We start from the raw sequence: 20,812 nt of genomic DNA, 5'->3' as shown, positions 1-20,812 counted from the left end.
CAATAATTTTGTGTTAAGGAAACTTTTTGTTAATTACAGTATACGCTCCCTCCCATAAAAAGTAAACGGGTATGCTATTTTTTACGCAAAAAAATAGGCTTAATGAATCCGAAGCAGACCTTCCTGCCCCAGCAATCATTAAGCCTATTGATCATTTATCCTATAAAGTGCCGGCCTACGTTCTTCCCTGCGCAGACCTGCGCCTTTGTTCGTGCTGCCTTTCCAGGAGCTCCCACTGCGCTGCGGCGAGCCGCACGCCCGGCAGCTCGGAGGGAACCGTGCTGACCGCGTTCAGCCCCAAACGATAAACATAAGCGAGATCCGACGGTTTTACCGCCCCGGAGAGGCAGATCCGAATAGCCGGCTTCGTCCGGCGGATGCTGTATACCAGCTCCTCCAGCACGCTGTACGGAATGCCCGCACTGAGCACTTTTCCCCTCTCCTCGTCGCTGACCAGGTATTCCATCAGCCAGGCCCCTTCATGCTTCCCGTTGATCACGATGAAATCCGCGAACCTGGCGATTTCCGCAGCCGCCGTTTCGCGAACGTCCCAGTCCAGCATCGCACCGACCCGGTATCTTAAGGATCTGCGCTGGTGACAAAGGGTTTCCTCGCCGACCCGATCGATAAAATCATGAATCCTATGAAAAGCCTCCCCGTCCTCCGGATAAGGAACCAGCAATTCCAGACTGCAGTCGATCCTTTGCATTTGGCAGGACTGGGCGGCCCGAAACAGGGCTTCCAGCTGAATATCCCGGAGCATATCAATGTCCAGCGCCGCGTCGCCTTTCAGCTTACGGTAGTCTTTCAGGCGTCCGGACACGAGAGCCACCGTTAGCGGCGCTCCCTGCAGGCTGTGCAGGAGATTCACCAGATGCCCCTTCCACCGGTTCATCAGCCGCTCCTGAATTTCCCGTTCGCGGCCGTCATCTCCCGGATCCCGATTGAGCCACTCCGCATAAATTTCCTTCAGATGGCCGGTTCTCAGCCACTCTTCTTCCTGAAGCAGCACAAGACCGGCTGCTCCGTCCAGGCGTTCGTTTTGCCGGTACAGGTACGGAGCTTCCTCCGTATAAACCCGCAAACTGCGCATGGAATCACTCCAATCCAACAGCATTTCCGGGGTCGTGCCTTCCTCTGGCTTGGACCGGTATTCTTCCGCTTCCTGAAGGATTTCCCCAATCCGCTCGGAATCCGCGGACAGAAGCGCCTTCTCCCTTGTAATCGAGCCGATGGATGCAAGCTCTACCAGGGATGCGATCTCGGGAAGGGAGCCTGCCCTTGCGTAGTCTCCGGCATCTTCCAAGTGGGGGGCATCCGATTCCTGGCGGCCGTTCTCCTCTTCCCTGCCGGAACGCCGGTCACGAGCGGTCCCGCCCATTTGTCCGCATGCCGGCTGGTGAACCGCTTCCACACCGCAAGGTGCGGGGCAGGAGCCGAATTGGCAGAAGCTGTTCTGACACCGTTCACCCTTCATTTTTGGCTGTCCACCCTCTCTTCAGAGATAAATGAGCTTCCACTTGCGTAAATTGCTATACAGAATGAACTCAAGAAATTCATGTTGAAAGGCTTGGATAAGCCGTTACAAAGAGGGTTTTCATTCGAAACTTGAGTTCAATCTATATACCCTACAGAATATTAGCCGAAAGGGCGAAATATACGGAATTTGCGCGGTTTCCCAAGGAAAGCCTGCGGGCGGAGAGTCCCCATTGGGCAAGCTTACGATTCACAACACAAAAAGCCGCCTCAAACGAGGCGGCTGATCCGGATAAGGACGGGATTTAACTTCTATAGCTTTGTATAGCTTTGTATAGTTTTGGATGGCTTAAGCCTGCTGGCTGGCCTCAATGGCCTGCTCCAGATCGTGCAAAATATCGTCAATCGCTTCCGTACCGATCGACAGCCGCAGCATTTCGGGGTTCACCCCGGCGGCCACCTGCTCCTCTTCCGACAGCTGCTGGTGCGTAGTGCTGGCCGGGTGGATGATCAGCGACTTCGAATCGCCGACATTGGCCAAGTGGGAGAACAGCTTCACGTTCTCGATCACCTTGCGGCCTGCTTCCGTGCCGCCCTTGATGCCGAACGTCAGAATCGCTCCCTGTCCCTTCGGCAGGTACTTCTTCGCCAGCTCATGCGAAGGATGGCTTGCGAGGCCGGGGTAACTAACCCACTCTACCGCATCGTGGCTTTCCAGGAACTGCGCGACTTTCAGCGCATTTTCACTGTGCCGCTCCATCCGCAGGTGCAGCGTTTCCAGACCTTGAAGCAGCAGCCACGAGTTGAACGGGGAGATCGCCGATCCCAAATCCCTGAGCAGCTGTACGCGTGCCTTGATAATGTAGGCAATCGGGCCGACAGCTTCCGTATACACGACGCCGTGGTAGCTTGGATCCGGCTCGGTCAGCCCCGGGAACTTGCCGCTGGCCGCCCAGTCAAACTTGCCGCTGTCGACGATCACGCCGCCGATGGACGTACCGTGGCCGCCGATGAACTTCGTTGCCGAGTGAACGACGACGTCGGCACCATGCTCGATCGGACGCAGCAGATAAGGGCTCGGGAATGTATTGTCCACGATCAGCGGGATGCCGTTCTCATGGGCGATGGCGGCAACGGCTTCCACATCAAGCACGTCCCCTTTCGGGTTGCCGATCGTTTCGGCGTACAGCGCTTTCGTCTTATCCGTAATGGCCGCGTGGAAATTTTCCGGGTTGCTGGCATCGACAAAGTGCACTTTAATGCCAAGCTTCGCCAGCGTATTGGCAAATAAGTTATAGGTTCCGCCGTACAGTGTAGAGGACGAGACGATCTCATCCCCGGCGCCGGCAATATTCAGGATGGAGAAGGTGATCGCCGCCTGCCCGGAGGAAACCGCCAACGCTCCGGCACCGCCTTCCAGGGCTGCAATGCGCTGCTCAAATACGTCGGTGGTCGGGTTCATAATGCGGGTATAAATGTTGCCGAACTCCTTCAGAGCAAACAGGTTGGCGGCATGATCGCTGTCCTTGAATCCGTAAGACGTCGTTTGATAGAGCGGCACGGCACGCGAAAAAGTCGCAGGATCGATTTCCTGGCCTGCATGGACGGCGAGCGTTTCAATGGATAATGGGCGTTTCTCGGACATAGGTGGATCCTCCTTCATGTGTCTGTGGAAAATGATTCCACACGCGAATTTTTTCATATTTTCTCATACTTTGTGAGGTTTGAAAAGAAGGAAATTATTATAAATCCGATAAAATTTATTGGAATTATATGTCCGAGAACGTGAGACCCAAACGCAGCGCATGGACAGGCTGCTCAAGAAAATCCAAATTTCAGCAAAAGTCCGGGAGATCAAATCCCGATCAGATCGGATATAAACGAGCCCATCAGCAGGACGGCCATGACCGCAGCAGCCCATACCGCTTTGGCAGGAAAGGCGCTTCCGGCGATTTCCGGCGCGTTCCGTGCCCTTAACCGCACTGACCGATAATACATGACCGCACCCACGGCAATAAGAAGAACCTCCAAAGCGCCGCTGATGAAAGGCCATTTCCATAAGCCGAACCCCATCAAAGGCAATGAGCCCAGATTTCCCGGCAAAATCGGCATGTCACTCCGGTGCACCAGCAGATCGAGCAGCCAGTGGCTGAAGACCACGCCGCCGATAACCCCTGCACTTTGCTTTCCCCATAGCCTCCAGGCTCCAAGGCCGGCAAGCAGGGCGATGATCAACGCACTGACCAGCGAATGCGTATAGTCTGCATGGATAACGGCTCCGCCGTATCCTCCACCATCCGTTTCCACGGTTGTCTCCATTCCCGTAAGCAGCAGCGGCACAAAAATGACGTCGAGCAATTGCGTGCCCAGCATGATCGCCCACAGCGGAGTTTTGGGGCTTGCGGCTTTGGCCGCTGCGGCGAGTCCAAAATGACCTGCGAACATCTTACTTTCCCTCCTTTTTCGTGGTCCGGCCGATTCGGGAATCAAGCCAGCCGCAAACCACCGTAAACAAAAGCATCAGAACGATAAAGCTCATCCATCAACCTCTCCTTTGCGGATCGTTATTTATCCGGCGCATGTTGTGCGCGGAAGCCCAGCAGCAAAACCTCGATCGCTTCACGAAACGTGGGAAGCAGACGCTCCATCAATTCCTCGGCCGATTCCTCGGACAGCTGATAGGTGCCCACAATGCCATGAAGCAGGTAAAAATAAATCCGGGTGGCCGACAGCAGCCGCTCGCTTCCCTCCGGTAAATCCAGACACTGCCGGACAGCCTGCATTAGCAGACGGAACATCCCGTTACGGACGCGGTTAATCTCAAGTTCGGGCTCCGCTTCGTCCACCCTTACGGAGCGTGCCTCAAAAAAGATGCGGTGCATATTGCGGTGAATCAGGCAAAAGCGGATAAAATCCAGGCTGATTTGCCTTAATGCTTCTTCCGGCTCCAGCTTTCCGGACACCTTAGCCTCAATCTGAAGCTGCAATTCCGTTAGCGCCGGGATGGACAGTTCATGGAGCAGCGCCTCCTTATCTTCAAAATAAATGTAGATCGCTGTATGGGAGCAGCCGGCTTCTTTGGCCACTTCCCTCATGGTGACGGCATCGTACCCTTTGGCCGCGAAAAGCCGGCCTGCCGCATTCAAAATGTCCTGCTTGGTTTGTTCGGATCGAACTTGCTTTTTTCTGGGCATCTGGGTGTTTGTTCCTTTCGGTCTTTTTTAACTAACCAACGGTTACTTAATCTGTATGTCATAAATATAACCAATGGTTACTTTATAGTCAATCCTTTTTTTAGGAGATCAGAAAGGATAAGTTTCGGAGGGAGCTTCTGCTTCCTGATCCCGCAAGAAAAGCTTCCTCTTGACGCGGTCTGTCTACTTTGAAGGTACGTCGATAGACGTTTTTCTTATTGAACTTGCAGGCAAAAAAAAGAGCAGCCGCGTCGCGGCTGCCATAAAAAAGGAATCCTGAGAGTTATAAAGAGAGTAATCGATGCCGAATTAAGCGAATGAATGGTTGCACATTCGGATCACATAATCCTATCGATTGATAAGTAAGAGCTTATTGGATATAAGCTTACTTTTAATAAGTGCATGGAAAAGTATATATCTTCCACAAGCGGTTTGTCAAGCACATACCGTCCCCATGGAACCCATCCGGTGAAAGTTGACGGTATCTTAAAATCAAACTAACATGTCATTAGGACCAATTAAATGCATGAACGGACGTTTCGAGCCGAGCCGGCTTGTCCGTTGCCTCCAGGAGGGAGATTACTTTGCATTCTACATCTACAGAACTCGCGACCCGATATTTTGAATTGATGGACAGACTTCCAAGAATTATAGATTATGCCGGTCTGGTTCGCCAGGTAAAACTAAGCACGACAGAATCGTTTATACTTCAATATTTGCAAAATAGCGGCAGCCAGCGCGGAACGGACATCGTCAAGGTCACCGGCCTGACCACCAGCGCCATTACGCAAATCTGCGACAAGCTGGAGCAGGAAGAGCTCATTGTTCGCAGCCGCAGCGAGCAGGACCGCCGGTTCGTTAACATCTCGATTACGGACAAAGGTTCTGCGCTGCTGAAAAAGCTGGCGGAAATGAGCGCCGTCCGCATCGTCGAAACGCTGGGGAATTTGACGGACGAGGAAACCGAGCATCTGCTGGACACCATCCGTCAGCTTGGCGAGCTTATCCAGCTGCAGCGGAATGAGCGGCAGGCACAGTGATTCCCCCCATCATCATGTGGATCCGAAGCGACGAGTTCGAACCCGAAGGGAAAGGGCTCTAGAAGCGTTATACCTTTCGAGAACAAACCCAATAAAGCACCCGGAATTGCGGCGGCACGCCGGCAATACAGGGTGCTTTGTCAATATATCCGGGCATGACCCTGCCAGGAGGCACGCTCAAGGTAACTTGCGGGAGGTTACCTTCGCCTGGGTGAACAGCAGCAGGTAATCATGCCCGCCGGCTTTCGAGTCGGTCCCGGACATGTTGAAGCCGCCGAAGGGCTGGCCGCCCACGAGCGCACCGGTACACTTGCGGTTAACATACAAGTTGCCGCAGTGCATGCGTTCCAGCGCAGCCGAGATCCGGCTCTCGTCCGTCGAAAAGAACGAGCCGGTCAAACCGAACTCCGTATCGTTATAAATCTCGATGGCCTCCTCCCAATCCCGAGCAGGTACGACTGCCAGCACTGGTCCGAAGATCTCCTCCTGCATAATCCGTCCCTTGACCGGGACATCGGTAAAGATGGCCGGCCGGATATAATACCCGGCTTCCCCGACCTGTTCCCCGCCGGTCACAAGACGCCCTTCTTCCCTGCCGATCCCAATGTACTCCAAAATTTTGTCTCGCGACTTCTCATCAATGACGGGTCCGATCGGCGCGTTATCCTCCGCAGGTCCCACCTCCAGCAGGTTGGTCAGCTCCGTCACGCGGGCAAGCACCTGATCGTAGACCGACTCGACGATGATCGCCCTCGACCCGGCGGAGCATTTCTGCCCCTGGTAGCCAAAGGCCGAGACCACGATGGCCTTCGCTGCTGCTTCCAGATCGGCCGTCTCGTCCACCACGATGCCGTCTTTGCCGCCCATCTCGGCGACGACCCGCTTGATCCAGATCTGCCCCTCAGCCTGCTCCGCGGCCAGCTTGTTGATCCGGAGGCCGACCTCCTTCGAGCCCGTGAAGCTGATGAACCGGGTCTGCGGATGCGCCGTCAGGTAATCGCCGATGACGGCCCCGCTTCCCGGCACAAAGTTGATGACCCCGTCCGGGAATCCGGCTTCCTTCATCAGCTTGAAGAACTGGTAGGCGATAACGGACGTGTTCGATGCGGGCTTGAGCAGAACGGTGTTGCCGGTCACCACCGCGGCCGTCGTCATACCGGCGCATATGGCCAGCGGAAAATTCCACGGCGGGATAATAATGCCGACGCCCAGGGGGATGTACTGCAGCCGGTTCTCTTCTCCCGGCACCCGCGGCAGCGGCTGGTGCAGCGACGTCTCGCTGAGCCGGACGGCTTCCCTGGCGTAATACTCCATAAAATCGATCGCTTCCGCCGTATCCGCGTCGGCCTCGGCCCAGTTTTTACCGGCCTCGACGACCATCCAGGCGGAAAACTCGTGCTTGCGCTGGCGCAGCAGGGAAGCCGCCTTGAGCAGCAGCGCCGCCCGCTCAGTGGCCGTCGTTCTTTTCCAAGTGGCAAAAGACTTTTGCGCCTGCTGCATCGCCTGCTCCGCAAGATCGGTACCTGCCTGGCTCATCCGGCCGACCACTTCCCGCACATGGCCGGGATTCCGCGAGACCAGCTCCTGCTCCGTGTATACCTCTTTTCCGCCGATCACAACAGGATAACGATGTCCCAGCTGCCCTTTCACGGCGGCCAAAGCTTTCAGAAACGCTTCGCGGTGCTCCGGCTGGTTAAAATCAGTGAAGGGCTCATTTTGAAATGCGGCGCTCCAGGCAAACGAGTTCATGGCTACCTCACTCCCTTTTTACTTAAAAGTATTTTTGAGCACAAACCAGACATTGGCCGGCCGTTCCGCCAGCCTGCGCATGAAATACCCGAACCAGTCCACGCCGAACGGAACGTATACCCGGAACCGGTAGCCCTCCTCGACAAGCTTCAGCTGCAGTTCCTCGCAGATGCCGTACAGCATCTGAAACTCAAAGCGGGAGCGCGGAATCCCCTCCTCCTCGATGAATCGTTTAGCCTCGCTGATTATCCGCTCGTCATGGCTGGCGATCGCCGTGTAGCTGCCGGACTTCAGGTGCATCTTGATCAGGCGAATCAAATTGTCGTCCACGTCTTCCTTCCGGGGATACGCGACGCTTGCGGGCTCCTTGTACGCCCCTTTCACCAGGCGTAGATTGACCCCTTGGGCGCCCAGTTCCTTCACATCCTCCTCCGATCGGTACAAATACGACTGGATGACGATACCCACATTGTCATACCCGCCCCGCAGCTTCTTCAGCATGTCGATCGCCGGCTGGCAGTGGGCGTGGTCCTCCATGTCGATGCGCACGAACAGTCGGTAGCTCTGCGCCCTGGCCAAAATTCTCCGCATCAGCTCAAAGCACAGGTCCGGGCTCAGATCCAGACCCAGCGACGTCAGCTTGAGCGACAGGTTCGCCTGCACCTTGGACCGGTGGATCGCATCCAGCGTCTTGAGGCACATGTCGGCCGTCTCGCGCACTTCCTCCTCGCTGCTCGTGAACTCCCCCAGGTAATCGAGGGTGGCCATCCGCCCGCTGGCGTTCAGCTTGCGGACGGCGTCAATCGCATGCTCGATCGACTCGCCCGCAACGAAGCGCCTGGCCCCGAGCCGGAGTCCGTACCGTTTGGCCCAGCGGTTCGCCGCCCGGTTTTGGGCCAGCGTCAAAAACAAAGACTTCATGGCTTTCTCCAAGGAGACGCCTCCTTTCGCCTACAAAATCCGGCTGCCGAACAAGGAGCCGAGCAGCTCCACCGCCAGCTTCGAGGTCTGGTTGTTCCGGTCAAGGCTGGGATTGACCTCCACCATATCCGCGGACGTGATGAGGCCGGATTCGCTCATCAGCTCCATGGCCAAGTGGGCTTCGCGGTAGCTAAGCCCGCCGCGGACCGGCGTGCCCGTTCCGGGCGCCTCAAACGGATCGACACTGTCGATGTCGAAGCTGACGTGCAGGCCGTCCGTGCCGGTCCCGGCGATCCGCAGCGCCTCCTGCACGACATGCTCGATACCCAGCCGGTCGATATCGTACATCGTGAAGCAGGTGATGCCCCGTGAGCGAATGAGCGTCTTCTCGTCCCGGTCCAGATCACGGGCACCGATGATGACGCAGTTCTCCGGCTTCAGTTGAACGGCGCCGGGCAGGATCTGCGTCAGCTTCAGCTGCGTCAAGCCTAGAGCGGCCGCCAGGGGAATGCCGTGCATGTTCCCGGATGGGCTGGTGATCTCGGTGTTCAGGTCCGAATGGGCATCCACCCAGATGACGCCCATGTTCGGGTAATGCCGGCTGAGCCCGGCCAGCGAGCCCATGGCGATGCTGTGGTCCCCCCCAAGCATGAGGGGAATGCTGCCGGCTGAAGCCGCCGACGCCGCCTCCCGCGCCAGCTGTGAGCAGACCGCCATGACCTGGTCCACATGCTTCATACGCGTGGTGGGAAAGGGCGTCAGGCTGGAGGGCAGCTGGATCCTCCGCCCGGCGTCCACATCGTAGCCAAGCTGCTCCAGCTTTTTGACCAGACCGAACTTCAGGATGCTGTCCGGCCCTTGCTCGCTTCCCGGCCGTCCCGCCCCGTAACCGAACGGTACGCTGATAATCGAAATGGTTGGTTGCCCCATACGTTTTCACGCCCTCCCTTGACCGGTGAATACCTCCCGAATTCGGCTGAGCGCAAATTCTAGTTCTTCTTCGGACAGGATGAGCGGCGGCGCAAACCGGATCGTGGTATCATGGGTTTCCTTGCATAACAGGCCGATGCGGGCCAGCGCCTCGCAGTAAGGTCTTGCCGCCACAGACAGCTGCAGCCCGATCAGCAGGCCGCGACCGCGGACCGAGACGATATCGGGATGGGAGATCGATGTAAGCTTTTTCATAAACAGGCGCCCAAGCGTTTCGGCACGCTCCGCCAGCTTCTCCTCCTCCAGCACTTCCAGCGCAGCGGCCGCCACCGTGGAAGCCAGCGGATTGCCGCCAAAGGTCGAGCCGTGCGAACCCGGTTCAAACACGTCCATAATCTCCCGGTCTGCCGCGACGGCCGAAACGGGCAGCACGCCCCCGCCGAGGGCTTTGCCAAGGATGTACACGTCCGGAACGACGCCCTCCCAATCGCAGGCAAAGCGGCGTCCCGTCCGGCCGAGCCCCGTCTGAATTTCGTCGGCCATCAGCAGCACCTGATGACGGCGGCACAGCTCCCGCACCTGGGTTAAATAGCCTTCAGGCGGCATCACGATCCCGGCCTCACCCTGAATCGGCTCCACAAGAAAAGCCGCCGTGTTCGGCGTAATAGCCTGCTCCAGCGCGGAAGCATCGCCGTAAGGGATGATCTGGAAGCCGGGTGTGAACGGCCCGAAATCCCGTTTATACGCCTCTTCGGAGGAGAACGAGGTGACGCTCAGCGTACGCCCGTGAAAGTTTCCGGTACAGACAATGATCTCGGCTTGATTCTCCGGAATGCCCTTGATCCGGTAGCCCCATCGCCTAGCCATTTTCAGCGCGGTTTCCACCGCTTCGGCGCCCGTGTTCATCGCCAGAATCTTGTCCTTGCCGGTATATGCCGCCAGCTTGCTCACAAAGATGCCGAACGCCTCGCTCTGAAACGCCCGCGATGTAAGAGTCACCTTGCCGGCCTGTTCCTGCAGCGCCTGCATGATTTTGGGGTGCCTGTGGCCGTGATTGAGGGCGGAATATGCGCTGAGCATATCCATATACCGATGTCCGTTCAAATCCTCAACCCATACGCCCTCCGCCTTATGAATGACGATCGGCAGCGGATAGTAATTGTTGGCGCTGTGCTCATCCATCATTTGCAGAATCTCGTCTGTCGTTGCCATGGCTGCACATCCTTCTTTTGGCATCATGTTCTCACCCTATGTGTATTGCTCTCCATTTCATTTCATGTTTGTAAAAAATCCCGTAACGGGTGTATGCCAAATAACCCGATGGGGCGGGCTTTTCCAAAAGAAAAAGCACCCTCCGTCTTCACGTTCTACCGTGAATCGGGGGTGCTTGGCCGATGGCTTCAGTTCATTGCAAATTATTGCTTGGACTCCAGCGTTTGAAGGTATTCCGATACTTCACCAGGCGTTTTGGCGAATTTGCTATGCAGATGGGCGATTTTCTTCCCGTCCTTGTACACGAGCAAACTTGGGATGCCGCGCACATCGTTCTGGGAAGATACGTCCTCCAACTGCTCTACATCCAGTGCATAAAATTTCTTATCCGGATGTTTGGCCATGATGTCCGGCATAAATTTATCGAGCGTTTTGCAGTCCGGGCACCAGGTTGCATCGTACTTGATGACCGTGATGCCGTCCCCTTGAATCAGTTCGTTATATTGGGCTTCCGTTTGAATACGTTCCATGATCCTATCCCCTTTGTCCATTAGTCGGTATACAGCGGTCCGGCAGGCTGCCGGACACCCGGCGATGTAAGTGTAACCAAAATCATTACAATTCAGCCGTTACCTGTATTGTATCCGTTTATGAACGATTTTGCAAAGGACTTACATGGAATGCATCTCATGCCCCGTTACCGGAACTTCTCCGGCAGGGACCGAATGGCTGAATATAGCTGCAGCGCAGAGGGTCACGACCGGCAGGATAATATACAGCATCCAAAAGGACAGCCGGATCGGCATCAGAGCGGGCACCTGTCCAGCCCCTTCCGTCCGCTCTTCTTCGTCCGCAGCTTCCCGGGCTTTGTATTTCTGGTTATGAATCAAGTACATGACCATGGCGGTCATCGCAATAAACAACGCATCCATAATAAACAGCATGACGTCCCACCTTGCCCGGGGAATCATCTCGCCGAGCATAGCGCCATGCAGTCCGCCCATGATCCCCCCGCCGATGCCCTCAATGACCGCCAGCAGATGGAGCGGCTTGCCGACCAAATAGCCAATCGCAAAGCAAAACAGCACCGACAGGCCGGTAGACAGTACGAGGTCGCCGGCAAACATCATGCCTAGGATGACCCCGATCGTCAAGTTGGAGATCAGCCCTGTCGTCATCGCCACCATGTTGCCGGTCATGTTTAAAAGATGCTGCCGGTGAATTTGGACATACCCGATACATACCGCCGTATACACCAAGACCATCACCACGCTAATATTTAACAGCATGAAGCAAAACCCGCCTTTCTGGATGCGGCTTTTCAGGTTTGGCCGCCCCGCCCCTTCCGCCTTTTTCCGATGATTCAGCTATAAACAGCCTATTCGGAAGAGCACCGTAATATTCAGGCAGGAAAGCGCTGCAGCAGGTCAAAGAACGGGCAAAGCCCCCGTCGTTGACGGAGGCTTCGGCTGATCATGGTGACTGAGGACTGATGCACGATTTAAGGATATATTTTTTCGCCTTTTTCCAGCATGTCGATAAACTGGTCGATTCGTTTAGCCCTCGTTTCGGGCTTCTTGGCGCTCTGGACCCGGAATAAGACGGCGTATTTGTTGCGGCTGTCCAGCGTCGCAAAAAAGGCTGCCGCATCCGGATGCTCCTCGAACTTCCGCTCCAGATCCTCGGGAATTTGCGACCGGCTCTGGGATGCATAGGCCTGCTCCCACTGGCCTTTTTGTTTGGCTTCCTCGATCGCCGCAAGACCAGCCGGCTTCATGCGGCCTTCTGTGACAAGGCGCTCCGCCTTCTCCTTGTTGATCTTGGACCAGATGCTCCTCGGTCCGCGCGGGCCGAACCGCTGAATCCAATACGTCTCGTCCCAGGCCTCCTTGCGGCTGTCGATCCAGCCGTAGCAGAGTGCAATCTCTAATGCTTCGTCATACGTGATGGATGGGATGCCGGATCCCTTCTTGGCCATCTGCAGCCGAATGCCGCGTGAATCGGCATGATGCGCTTCGAGCCACTCCTCCCATGCCTGCTGACTCTCAAAAAAGATCACGGGCAGTTCTTCCCGCCCTTCTCCTGTTTTACTGGACATAAGTCGGTCTGCTCCTCCTTTAATCAGGAATGTGCCGAACGCCTGCTTCCCTGTTTATTTCCACGCCCGCGGATGCGTATCCTGGACCATATCGAGGTCCGCAGCGGCCGCATTGGCCTCGACCTGCTCCGGGCTCTTGCAGCCCGGGATCACGCAGTCCACGGCGGGGTTCTGCAGACACCAGGCCAAGGCCCACTGGGCCATGCCCACGCCTTCGGGCACCTCGGTCCGCTGGATTTCCTCCACCTCGCGGAGGCGGGCATCGATGTTGTCGCGCTCATGCCGTTTGCGCACGTTATCCTGGAACACGGCGCCGGGCTTGTACTTGCCGCTTAGATAACCGCTGGCCAGCGGCACTCTCGCAAGGACGCCCAGATCCTGCTCGGTGCAGGACGGAAAGACACGCTCTTCCGGTTTCCGGTCGAGCCGGTTGTACACGACCTGAATCGCTTTGGCGTTCAGCTCCGTCGCCCGGGAAGTCTGCTCCAGGTTATCGTTGCTGCCGATGGAAATGCCGAGGTTGCGGATTTTCCCGGCCTGCACCTGCTTGTCCAGCAGTGTCCACAGATCGTCGTTGTGAAATACTTCATCCGAGCCCGAGTGGAACTGGTACAGGTCGATATAGTCCGTTTGCAGCGCTTTCAAGGATTCATCCAACTGGACGAGAACTTCATCTGCAGACCAGGCGTTTTCCCAATGATCATGCCAGCGGTGGCCGAATTTCGAAGCCACAACCCAGTCCTCGCGGCGGTCCCGCTTCAGAAAGTTTCCGATGAGGCTCTCGGACAGGTGATGCGGACCATAGCATTCCGCCGTGTCGATCAGGTTGATGCCCAAATCCTTCGCCTTATGCAAAATGGCGTCTGCCTCCTGCTGGTTAAAGTCCTTCCCCCAGTCTCCCCCGAACTGCCATGTTCCTACACCGACCACCGATACCTTCAATTCCGTTTTTCCAAGCCGTCTGTATTTCATTCTCAAGCCACCTCTCCTGTGAATGGGTTTGCATTTTTAGCGCTGCACAGCTTCCGCCGGGCGATACACACGTTATTTTTGAAAAACGATGCTGTAATACTTGTCTGACCACGGCTGTCTGCTGAGCACCTTGAGGCCAAGCTCCTCTCCCATGCGGGCCATGTCCGATGAGGAGATGCGGTGATCCGACGGCGGTTCGCTGTCCGGATAAGCCCATTCCACGCAGAGCGCCTTGCCTCCTTTTTTGAGAGCGCGCTGCACTTCCTTCAATCCCTGCTCATGCGGCTCGGCAATATGCAGGACGAGGGACAGGATCATCACGTCCACGCTTTCATCCCCTAGCGGAATCTGTTCTGCCGTTCCCTGAATCAGCCGAATATTCGTAACGCCCCGCTCTTCAGAACGGGTCTTCAGCATGTCCAGCATCTGCGGATGGGTATCCAGCGCATAGACCGTTCCGGAAGTTCGTGCCGCCGCCGGAAACGTGAAGTAACCGCTGCCTGCCCCCACATCCAGCAGGTCTTCGTGCCCGGACAACTCCAGCAGGTCCAGCAGCTTCTCCGGGGGAAGCTTCTCCAGGCGTTCCGGGCTCTCCAGCCGCGCGATCAGCGTCGGGTCGTACTCTTCTGCAGCCACTTGCTCATCCTCCTTGTCGGATATCCCCATATGAGATATCACCCTTATTTTCTTCATCCTACCATTATCAGCCATAGAGACACAATCGCCTAGCGGTGCATGCCCCGGAGAAAGCTCCCGATCCCAAGCCTTCCTCCTGTGCAGGCCTCAAGCAAGGCGTCCAAGGGATGGGTAACGACGGTATGGATGCTCAGGCCGGGGAAATGAGATCGACTGAGAACGGCTGAAAAACTTCGGACTGGGTGGGTATTTCTAACGGGCAAAATTTTTGACGATGCAGACGATGCAGAGGATGCAGAGGATGCAAAGGATGCAGAGAATGCAAAGCAAAAAGGCAGCCTGTTCAGGCTGCCACTTGGAAGTTACTCCTGGGTCTGCAAGTATATCCTGCGCTAATCCGGTTCTCTCTCCGAATGCTGTACCGAACCACCGGTTTCTGTACTTTGCCGCTCCGAGTCACCGGTTCCCGCATCCCCCTGCTCCGCACACGGGAAGCATTTCAACGACTGGTCCTCCAGCACCACGCCATTCAAAAAACCGTTCTCGCAATAAATGTCCCTGCCGCAATCGCGGCATTTGCCGATCCATTCGCGCATCGGGCAATCCCTCCTGACCCCGCGGATATTAACCGCGGCTGTTGTAATCCGTCTTTTCCAAGTGGAGCTAAGATCAGGTTACCTCGTTTGGAGTCCTTCACGCAACGGATATGCTGTGGATATACCGTGGATATTCTGTGGATATGCTGTTATTTACTGTGGATATGATGTGGATATGTTGTGAAACGCTTCGGAGGTGCGGAAGATTTTGCATCTACGATCCCGAAATCCCCTTGTTTTCGCGACGTACGGCCGGCCGCTCGCCTCTTTTACAATTCTGCCGCCCCTTCTGCCCGATGCGATATCCTTTTTACATCGTCTGCCCCGCATCCACCGTGATGACCTGCCCGGTCAGCGAATCCTGTTCGACCACGGCACAAATCATATGGGCGATATCTTCAGGCGAAGAAATCCGGTTCAGCAGCAAGGAGCCTGCCAGCTGCTCCATCTGCTGCTCGCGCCCGGCCCACCATCGGGTGGCCACCGCCCCCGGCGCGACGCTGCTCACGCGAATCTCCGGGGCCAGCGCCCGGGCGAGCGAGCGGGTCAGTCCATGCACCGCGGCCTTGGACACGGCATACGGCAGCGAAGAGCCGCTGCCCGTAATGCCGGCGATGCTCCCCAGGTTGACGATAACGCCTTGTTTTTGCTTTTTCATCTCGGCAGCTGCCGCCCTGGCGCAGTAGAACATCCCTTTCACGTTGACCTGATAGAGCTCATCCCACGCCTCGTCGGTCACGGATTCCAGGTCATTCATGGCAATATACCGGGTAATGCTGGCGTTATTAATCAAAATATCGACCGAACCGAACTCCCTGGCGGCTCTGCCTACCATCGCCTGAACCTCTGCCTCTTTAGCTACATTGGCTTGGACCGCAACGGCTGTGCCGCCGCCCTCCTGAATGGTCCGAACCGTTTCCTCCGCGTCTTCCCGCGATCGGGAGTAATTGACGACCACGCGGGCTCCCCGCTTCGCCAGCTCAATGGACACCGCTCTCCCGATTCCGGTTCCCCCTCCCGTGACGATCGCTGTTTTATGCTGAATGTTCATGTGATCAGCTCTCCTTTCAAATTCCTAAATGGGGTCAGAAATTCATTGATGTCTTTCCGAAATCCAATCACGGGGCCATCTGCGCGATGCCGTTGCCGAACGACCAGTTTTCTGCTGTATTTTCCGTTAAAATGATCATGACGTCCTGCGGCCGGATGCCCGCTGATTGCTGCAGCCTTTCCGCGATGGCGGCATACAGCGCCTTTTTCTTCGCGAGCGTCCGCCCCTCTTTCAGCGTAATCTGTATAAATATCTGTCCGTCGGACCGTTCTACGTTTAAGTAACTGCGGTCGTACAGCAGCTCCCCTGCCCCATGCCGGGTAATCACCTGAAAATAATCGTCTTCCGGGACGTCGATCGTGTCCACCATCGCCTGATGAATGGAGCGGCTGATCACAGCCAGTTCTTCTTCCGAGGGCCCCTGCCCTACATCTATCCGCACAAATGGCATGTTCCATAACCTCCTGTAGCTTCCGTTTTCTTTCTGCTGGCAATGATATTGTAATCCCGGGGATCATATTTGTATAATTGAATTAAATAAACGACGAATTCAAAAATATTGAACTATACAGCAGGAGGCAAACATATCATGGACCTGAAAGCTGTCAAAACCTTTCACCGGATCGTCGCCCTTGGCGGCTTTAACCGGGCGGCCGAAGAATTGAATTACGCCCAATCCACCGTCACGATGCAAATCCAGAAGCTCGAGTCGGAGCTCGGCGTCCGGTTAATCGAACGGGGCAAAACCTTTCAGCTCACCGAAGCGGGCCGCCTTTTTCACGAGCAGAGCGCACATATCGTCAAGGATGTGGAGCAGCTGCAAGGCACCATGAAGGAGCTGCTGTCTGGGGAAGCAGGCCATCTCCGTCTTGGCGTCGTAGAGCCCATTGCCAGCTACCGGCTGCCGGCGATCCTCGCTTCTTTTCTGCGCGATTACCCCAATATTCGGGTATCCGTGACGATTGCCAGCTCGCCCCAGCTGAACGAACAGGTGCTGCGGGGAGATCTGGACATGACGATTTGTTCTCCTCCCCAGCTCGGTGCCGGGCTTTATTATGAACCGCTGCTGACCGAACATTTTGTCGTCCTCATGCCGGAGGATCATCCGCTGGCTTCCAGGGAGCTCGTCACGCCCGCCGATTTTAGAGGGCATCGCCTGCTGATCACGCAGGCCGACTGCCCTTACCGCCGGAAGCTTGAAATGATCATGCAGGAGCCCGGAGGCCCGCCTATGGATGCGATGGAAATCGGCAGCATGGCTGCGCTGAAATTTTACGTGCAGAGCGGATTGGGCGCTGCCCTCGTGCCGCTGACCGTCCTGCAGCCTGCACCGGCCGGAACAGTAATCCGTCCCTTTAAAGGCAATGCCGTCAACATCACCTGCGGTTATGTATGCCGGTCGACTGAATACCCGCCGCGCCTGGCCGCCTCCAGGCTCTATGAGGCTCTGCAGCGGGGGCTGACGCAGGAAGAGGCGGAGGAACCCTCCGAGGCAATCCGGCGGAATGCATAGATTTGATCCATGACAACAATCGAGCCCACGCAAACAAGCCCATTTCCTCGAAATGGGCTTTTAACATGGAATATCCGTTTCAGTCCCCGTCCTCCTCCTCAAACAGCTCGCTCAGCACACGCTTCCGGTTTTCAAGAAAACGGCGGGTGATAATATAGTGCATCGTATCTTCATATTGAACCTCTTGGGGAGGATGAACGTCAAAATTGATGATATCCGCATCGGGATAGCCCAGCAGGATCGGCGAATGGGTCGCGATGATAAACTGGGCCTCTTTCTCCAAATCCTTGATCACCTTCAGCAGCGCCAGCTGCCGCGCCGGAGATAAGGCCGCTTCGGGCTCGTCCAGCAGGTAAATAGCCTTTTTACCGAACCGGTGCTTGAACAGCGACAGAAAGGCCTCCCCATGCGACTGCTCATGCAGCGACCGCCCCCCGTAGTAACGTAAGCTGGCAGGCATGGTGTCCAGATGGCTGGCAAAATGATAAAACGTCTCCGCACGCAGGAAAAACCCGTTCGTCACTTTGGGCATCCAAGACAGCCGGATATGGTCGCCAAGCGCTGATTGGGAAGCATCCACCTCATACGCGTTGTTTCTGCTCCCGCCGGCCGTGTTGAATCCGCAACGGTCTGCGATTCCTTCCATCAGCGTGGATTTGCCCGACCCGTTTTCCCCGACAAAAAAGGTGACGTTTCCCCGAAACGAAAGGGACTCCAAATTCCGCAGCGCCGGGATGGAAAAGGGATACTCGTTTCCCTTGGTATGTTCATTGCGCAGAATGGTCAAGCTTCGTAAAAACATCGGTATTCTCCCTTCATCATGGATCGTCCTACCCGATCTCCCGAATCACCTGCTCAATGCCGGACTCGATGTCCGGCTCCTTCACGCTGGACACATTCAGCTTGAGAAGTGGCTCTTTCACAAACGAATCAAGGTAACCCGCATCTGCCGTTTCGACCCGAATGAACTTTTTCTGCAGCCGCTGAATCACCTGACGGGCACGGGCAGCATCCTCCAGCTTCAGATAGGTGTGGACACCCCGCTGCCGGGCCGGCTGGTAGGTAAAGTGAGACGATTGCGTACTTCCTGCATGCAACATGATCGTTTCATGCAGCAGGGCAGATCTTCGCCCATAGCAGCTGCGCATTTTTTTGCGGTGACGCTCAAACATGCCGCTCTTGAGGTACAGCTCCAGGGCCGCCTGGGAGAGCATCGAGCTGTCGATGTCCGACAGTTTTTTATATTGGTTGAAATCGTTCCGAAGCGCCTCCGGGAGCACGGCCACACCGATCCGCAGGCCCGGAAATATGATCTTGGAATAACTCTTTAAATAGACGACATGTGCGGAATCGTCGTACGCATAGATCGGGTCCTCTTTGGCATCCTGCTCCAGATCGGCCATGTAATCGTCCTCGATAACGTAAACGTCGTACTGGGCAGCCAGACGGGCGATAGCTTTCTTTTGCGACCGGTTATAGGATCCTCCCAGCGGATTGTGGAAGCGTGGCACCGTATAGAACCACTTGATCTCCCTGGTCTTAAACATCCGTTCCAGCTCATCCAGATCGATGCCGTCGCCCGACCGCCGGATCCCTTCTGCTTCCATGCCGTACGTCCTCAGGTACTCCATCAGCAGCGGATAACACGGCTGTTCCACCAAAACCCGGTGCCTGCCGTTCGGAAACGGAATACGCGCCAGCAGTCCCAGCGACTGTTGTACCCCGGACGTAATGAAGATACCGCGCTGATCGGTGAACACCTGGTAAGAGGCCAATTGGCGCTGCATCTCGCGGATCAAGGACGGCAGACCCTGAGGCGTGCCGTAAATGAACAAGTCGTTGCGGTACATATCGATCGCTTTATTGATACAGTGCTGAAAATCCAGATACGGAAAAATATCCGGATCAGGCGCAGCCGCCGTAAAATCGATCCACCGGTTTCCCGGATTCTGCTTTTTTCCGGACCGCTTCATCACGTAATAACCGCTCTTGGGGGCGGCATAAATCAAATGCTTGTCCTGCAGCTCCTCCAGCGCGCGGATCACCGTGCTTTTGCTGCAATCATAGCGCTTTGACAGCTCCCGGATGGACGGCAGCCTGTCCCCCTCCTTATAGGCGTCACCCGAGATTTGCAGTTCCAAATCGTTGATCAGCTCGGCGTATTTATACATCGTAACGCCTCCTCCCCCGCTCTTTTGTACCGGTACAGATGATGATTATTGATATTGTAGCACAGCCGCGCCCCCCGTAAAATGAAACCATCAACAGGACCGGTCCATAAAGCGCGCGCAGTGATTAGGGAGGTCTGACTTTATGAATGCTTCTTCGAATAAAAAAGCGGTCGTGGCCGCGCTCATCAACGCTTTGATCATCGGATTGTCTTTTATTTTCGTCAAAATCGCGCTCAGCGTATCGGATCCGCTCGACACGCTTGCCCATCGCTTCACGCTGTCCTTTCTAGCGGCATCGCTGTTTGCCTTTCCCGGACGGGCCCGAATGAAGGAAGTCATGCCCCGGACAGCCGCGCTGCTTCCGCTGGCCCTTCTTTACCCTTCGCTGTTTTTTGCCTTGCAGGCATTTGGGCTGCTCTACGCCTCGTCCTCGGTAGCCGGGATCGTCCAGGCGGTCGTGCCGGTGTTTACGATGATTCTGGCTGCGATCTTCCTCAAGGAGCACACGACGTTTGCCCAAAAAATGTTCACCCTGGTTTCGGTGGCCGGTGTTATTCTGATTTTCGCCGTGCCCGGGATCAGCATCTCCTCCGCCAGCCTTGGCGGTGTTCTGCTGATTCTCCTGTCCGCCCTGTCCATGGCTGGATATAATACAGGCGCCCGGAGGATGACCAAAACCTGGCGTCCAAAGGATATGACCTACATTATCACCTTCTTCGGCTTTGTGTTTTTCAACGCCATATCGGTGATTAAGCATGTATCTCAAGGGACGCTCAGCCAGTATTTCATGCCGTTCCTGGAGCCTAAATTTCTTCTGGCCGTGCTGTACCTTGGCGTGTTGTCCTCCCTCGTGACTTCGTTTCTGACCAACTATGCCCTGTCCCGCATGGAGGCTTCCCGCGTCAGCGTCTTCGGCAGCCTCTCCACCGTCGTGACGATCGCCGGCGGCGTGCTGCTGCTGAACGAGCGTCTGGACTGGTACCACTGGGCGGGAGCTGTCCTGATTATCGGCGGCGTAATGGGTGTGAACCTGAAGCGCCAGGGAGTGCGGGCGGATCAGAGCAAGGAGCTTGGGAGCTCCAAAGGATAATGTGTGTTGGGCTTTAACCTTAGTCAGCCACTTGGGCATGAAGGCAGTCCAAAACAAAACAGGCAGCACAGGAATCAAGGATCATGCGTGTCAGGCACTCTAACAGCAAAAAAACAGCTGCAATTTCCTGCAGCTGTTTTTCACACCCCAACTAATGATACAT

At 55.9% G+C, this 20,812-nt stretch carries 21 protein-coding genes; 3 read left to right on the top strand and 18 right to left on the bottom strand.

Annotated features, from left to right (window positions below):
* Window positions 1-175: 175 nt before the first annotated feature.
* The 4 genes from C7820_RS31505 to C7820_RS31490 all read right to left on the bottom strand — a co-directional run bounded on the left by C7820_RS31505 (window position 176) and on the right by C7820_RS31490 (window position 4,670).
* Window positions 176-1,477 carry an aldolase/citrate lyase/malate synthase family protein gene (locus C7820_RS31505; protein ID WP_116234391.1) on the bottom strand — a complete coding sequence of 434 codons (1,302 nt, stop codon included), beginning with the start codon at window positions 1,475-1,477 and terminating at the stop codon, window positions 176-178.
* 348 nt (window positions 1,478-1,825) lie between these two features.
* Window positions 1,826-3,121, bottom strand: coding sequence for a homocysteine synthase (locus tag C7820_RS31500; protein ID WP_116234390.1), 1,296 nt, complete (start codon window positions 3,119-3,121; stop codon window positions 1,826-1,828).
* Window positions 3,122-3,330: 209 nt separating this feature from the next.
* The gene (locus tag C7820_RS31495) at window positions 3,331-3,921 is read right to left on the bottom strand and encodes a permease (RefSeq protein ID WP_116234389.1); all 591 of its coding nucleotides are present in this window, start codon (window positions 3,919-3,921) and stop codon (window positions 3,331-3,333) included.
* 119 nt (window positions 3,922-4,040) lie between these two features.
* A complete protein-coding gene (locus C7820_RS31490) occupies window positions 4,041-4,670 on the bottom strand; it encodes a TetR/AcrR family transcriptional regulator (protein WP_116234388.1) in 630 nt (209 codons plus the stop codon).
* A 584-nt stretch (window positions 4,671-5,254) separates the two neighbouring features.
* Between C7820_RS31490 and C7820_RS31485 the strand changes: the two genes are divergently transcribed.
* Entirely contained in the window at window positions 5,255-5,710 is a 456-nt protein-coding gene (locus tag C7820_RS31485; protein ID WP_116234387.1) for a MarR family winged helix-turn-helix transcriptional regulator, read from the top strand.
* Between the two features lie 177 nt (window positions 5,711-5,887).
* Here the strand turns inward: C7820_RS31485 and pruA are convergent, their stop codons facing one another.
* The 12 genes from pruA to C7820_RS31425 form a co-directional block, all read right to left on the bottom strand.
* On the bottom strand, window positions 5,888-7,459 hold the full coding sequence (gene pruA / locus C7820_RS31480) for an L-glutamate gamma-semialdehyde dehydrogenase (protein ID WP_116234386.1): 1,572 nt from the start codon (window positions 7,457-7,459) through the stop codon (window positions 5,888-5,890).
* A gap of 18 nt (window positions 7,460-7,477) precedes the next feature.
* Entirely contained in the window at window positions 7,478-8,392 is a 915-nt protein-coding gene (locus C7820_RS31475) for a proline dehydrogenase family protein (protein ID WP_116234385.1), read from the bottom strand.
* Window positions 8,393-8,410: 18 nt separating this feature from the next.
* Window positions 8,411-9,310: an arginase gene (gene rocF, locus C7820_RS31470; protein ID WP_116234384.1), complete on the bottom strand. Its 900-nt coding sequence runs from the start codon at window positions 9,308-9,310 to the stop codon at window positions 8,411-8,413.
* Between the two features lie 6 nt (window positions 9,311-9,316).
* On the bottom strand, window positions 9,317-10,522 hold the full coding sequence (rocD, locus tag C7820_RS31465; RefSeq protein ID WP_089549830.1) for an ornithine--oxo-acid transaminase: 1,206 nt from the start codon (window positions 10,520-10,522) through the stop codon (window positions 9,317-9,319).
* Between the two features lie 203 nt (window positions 10,523-10,725).
* On the bottom strand, window positions 10,726-11,052 hold the full coding sequence (locus C7820_RS31460) for a thioredoxin family protein (RefSeq protein ID WP_076176171.1): 327 nt from the start codon (window positions 11,050-11,052) through the stop codon (window positions 10,726-10,728).
* A gap of 141 nt (window positions 11,053-11,193) precedes the next feature.
* The gene (locus C7820_RS31455) at window positions 11,194-11,811 is read right to left on the bottom strand and encodes a hypothetical protein (protein WP_076176173.1); all 618 of its coding nucleotides are present in this window, start codon (window positions 11,809-11,811) and stop codon (window positions 11,194-11,196) included.
* Window positions 11,812-12,023: 212 nt separating this feature from the next.
* Window positions 12,024-12,620, bottom strand: coding sequence for a YdeI/OmpD-associated family protein (locus C7820_RS31450; RefSeq protein WP_076176175.1), 597 nt, complete (start codon window positions 12,618-12,620; stop codon window positions 12,024-12,026).
* A 54-nt stretch (window positions 12,621-12,674) separates the two neighbouring features.
* Window positions 12,675-13,592, bottom strand: a complete 918-nt coding sequence (locus C7820_RS31445) for an aldo/keto reductase (protein WP_076176177.1) — start codon at window positions 13,590-13,592, stop codon at window positions 12,675-12,677.
* A 72-nt stretch (window positions 13,593-13,664) separates the two neighbouring features.
* Entirely contained in the window at window positions 13,665-14,228 is a 564-nt protein-coding gene (locus C7820_RS31440) for a class I SAM-dependent methyltransferase (protein ID WP_181909259.1), read from the bottom strand.
* A gap of 392 nt (window positions 14,229-14,620) precedes the next feature.
* Window positions 14,621-14,824 carry a hypothetical protein gene (locus C7820_RS31435; RefSeq protein WP_076176181.1) on the bottom strand — a complete coding sequence of 68 codons (204 nt, stop codon included), beginning with the start codon at window positions 14,822-14,824 and terminating at the stop codon, window positions 14,621-14,623.
* A 310-nt stretch (window positions 14,825-15,134) separates the two neighbouring features.
* Window positions 15,135-15,875: an SDR family NAD(P)-dependent oxidoreductase gene (locus C7820_RS31430; protein ID WP_116234382.1), complete on the bottom strand. Its 741-nt coding sequence runs from the start codon at window positions 15,873-15,875 to the stop codon at window positions 15,135-15,137.
* A gap of 67 nt (window positions 15,876-15,942) precedes the next feature.
* Entirely contained in the window at window positions 15,943-16,326 is a 384-nt protein-coding gene (locus tag C7820_RS31425) for a tautomerase family protein (protein WP_116234381.1), read from the bottom strand.
* A 138-nt stretch (window positions 16,327-16,464) separates the two neighbouring features.
* On the opposite strand from C7820_RS31425, the gene C7820_RS31420 reads away from it, so the two are divergent.
* Window positions 16,465-17,388 (top strand): LysR family transcriptional regulator, encoded by a 924-nt coding sequence (locus tag C7820_RS31420; protein WP_116234380.1) that lies wholly within the window; start codon window positions 16,465-16,467, stop codon window positions 17,386-17,388.
* Between the two features lie 79 nt (window positions 17,389-17,467).
* On the opposite strand, the gene C7820_RS31415 is transcribed toward C7820_RS31420, so the two are convergent.
* Window positions 17,468-18,190: an AAA family ATPase gene (locus C7820_RS31415; RefSeq protein ID WP_076176189.1), complete on the bottom strand. Its 723-nt coding sequence runs from the start codon at window positions 18,188-18,190 to the stop codon at window positions 17,468-17,470.
* A gap of 28 nt (window positions 18,191-18,218) precedes the next feature.
* Window positions 18,219-19,559: an aminotransferase-like domain-containing protein gene (locus C7820_RS31410; RefSeq protein ID WP_076176191.1), complete on the bottom strand. Its 1,341-nt coding sequence runs from the start codon at window positions 19,557-19,559 to the stop codon at window positions 18,219-18,221.
* 142 nt (window positions 19,560-19,701) lie between these two features.
* Between C7820_RS31410 and C7820_RS31405 the strand changes: the two genes are divergently transcribed.
* Window positions 19,702-20,649, top strand: a complete 948-nt coding sequence (locus tag C7820_RS31405; RefSeq protein ID WP_116234379.1) for a DMT family transporter — start codon at window positions 19,702-19,704, stop codon at window positions 20,647-20,649.
* Window positions 20,650-20,812: the final 163 nt, after the last annotated feature.

Source organism: Paenibacillus sp. VMFN-D1, from assembly GCF_003386155.1.
In the GTDB taxonomy this organism is placed as follows: domain Bacteria; phylum Bacillota; class Bacilli; order Paenibacillales; family Paenibacillaceae; genus Paenibacillus_AQ; species Paenibacillus_AQ favisporus.
The sequence above is the reverse complement of the archived record's forward strand: the minus strand, read 5'-3'. Positions and strand labels throughout refer to the sequence as shown.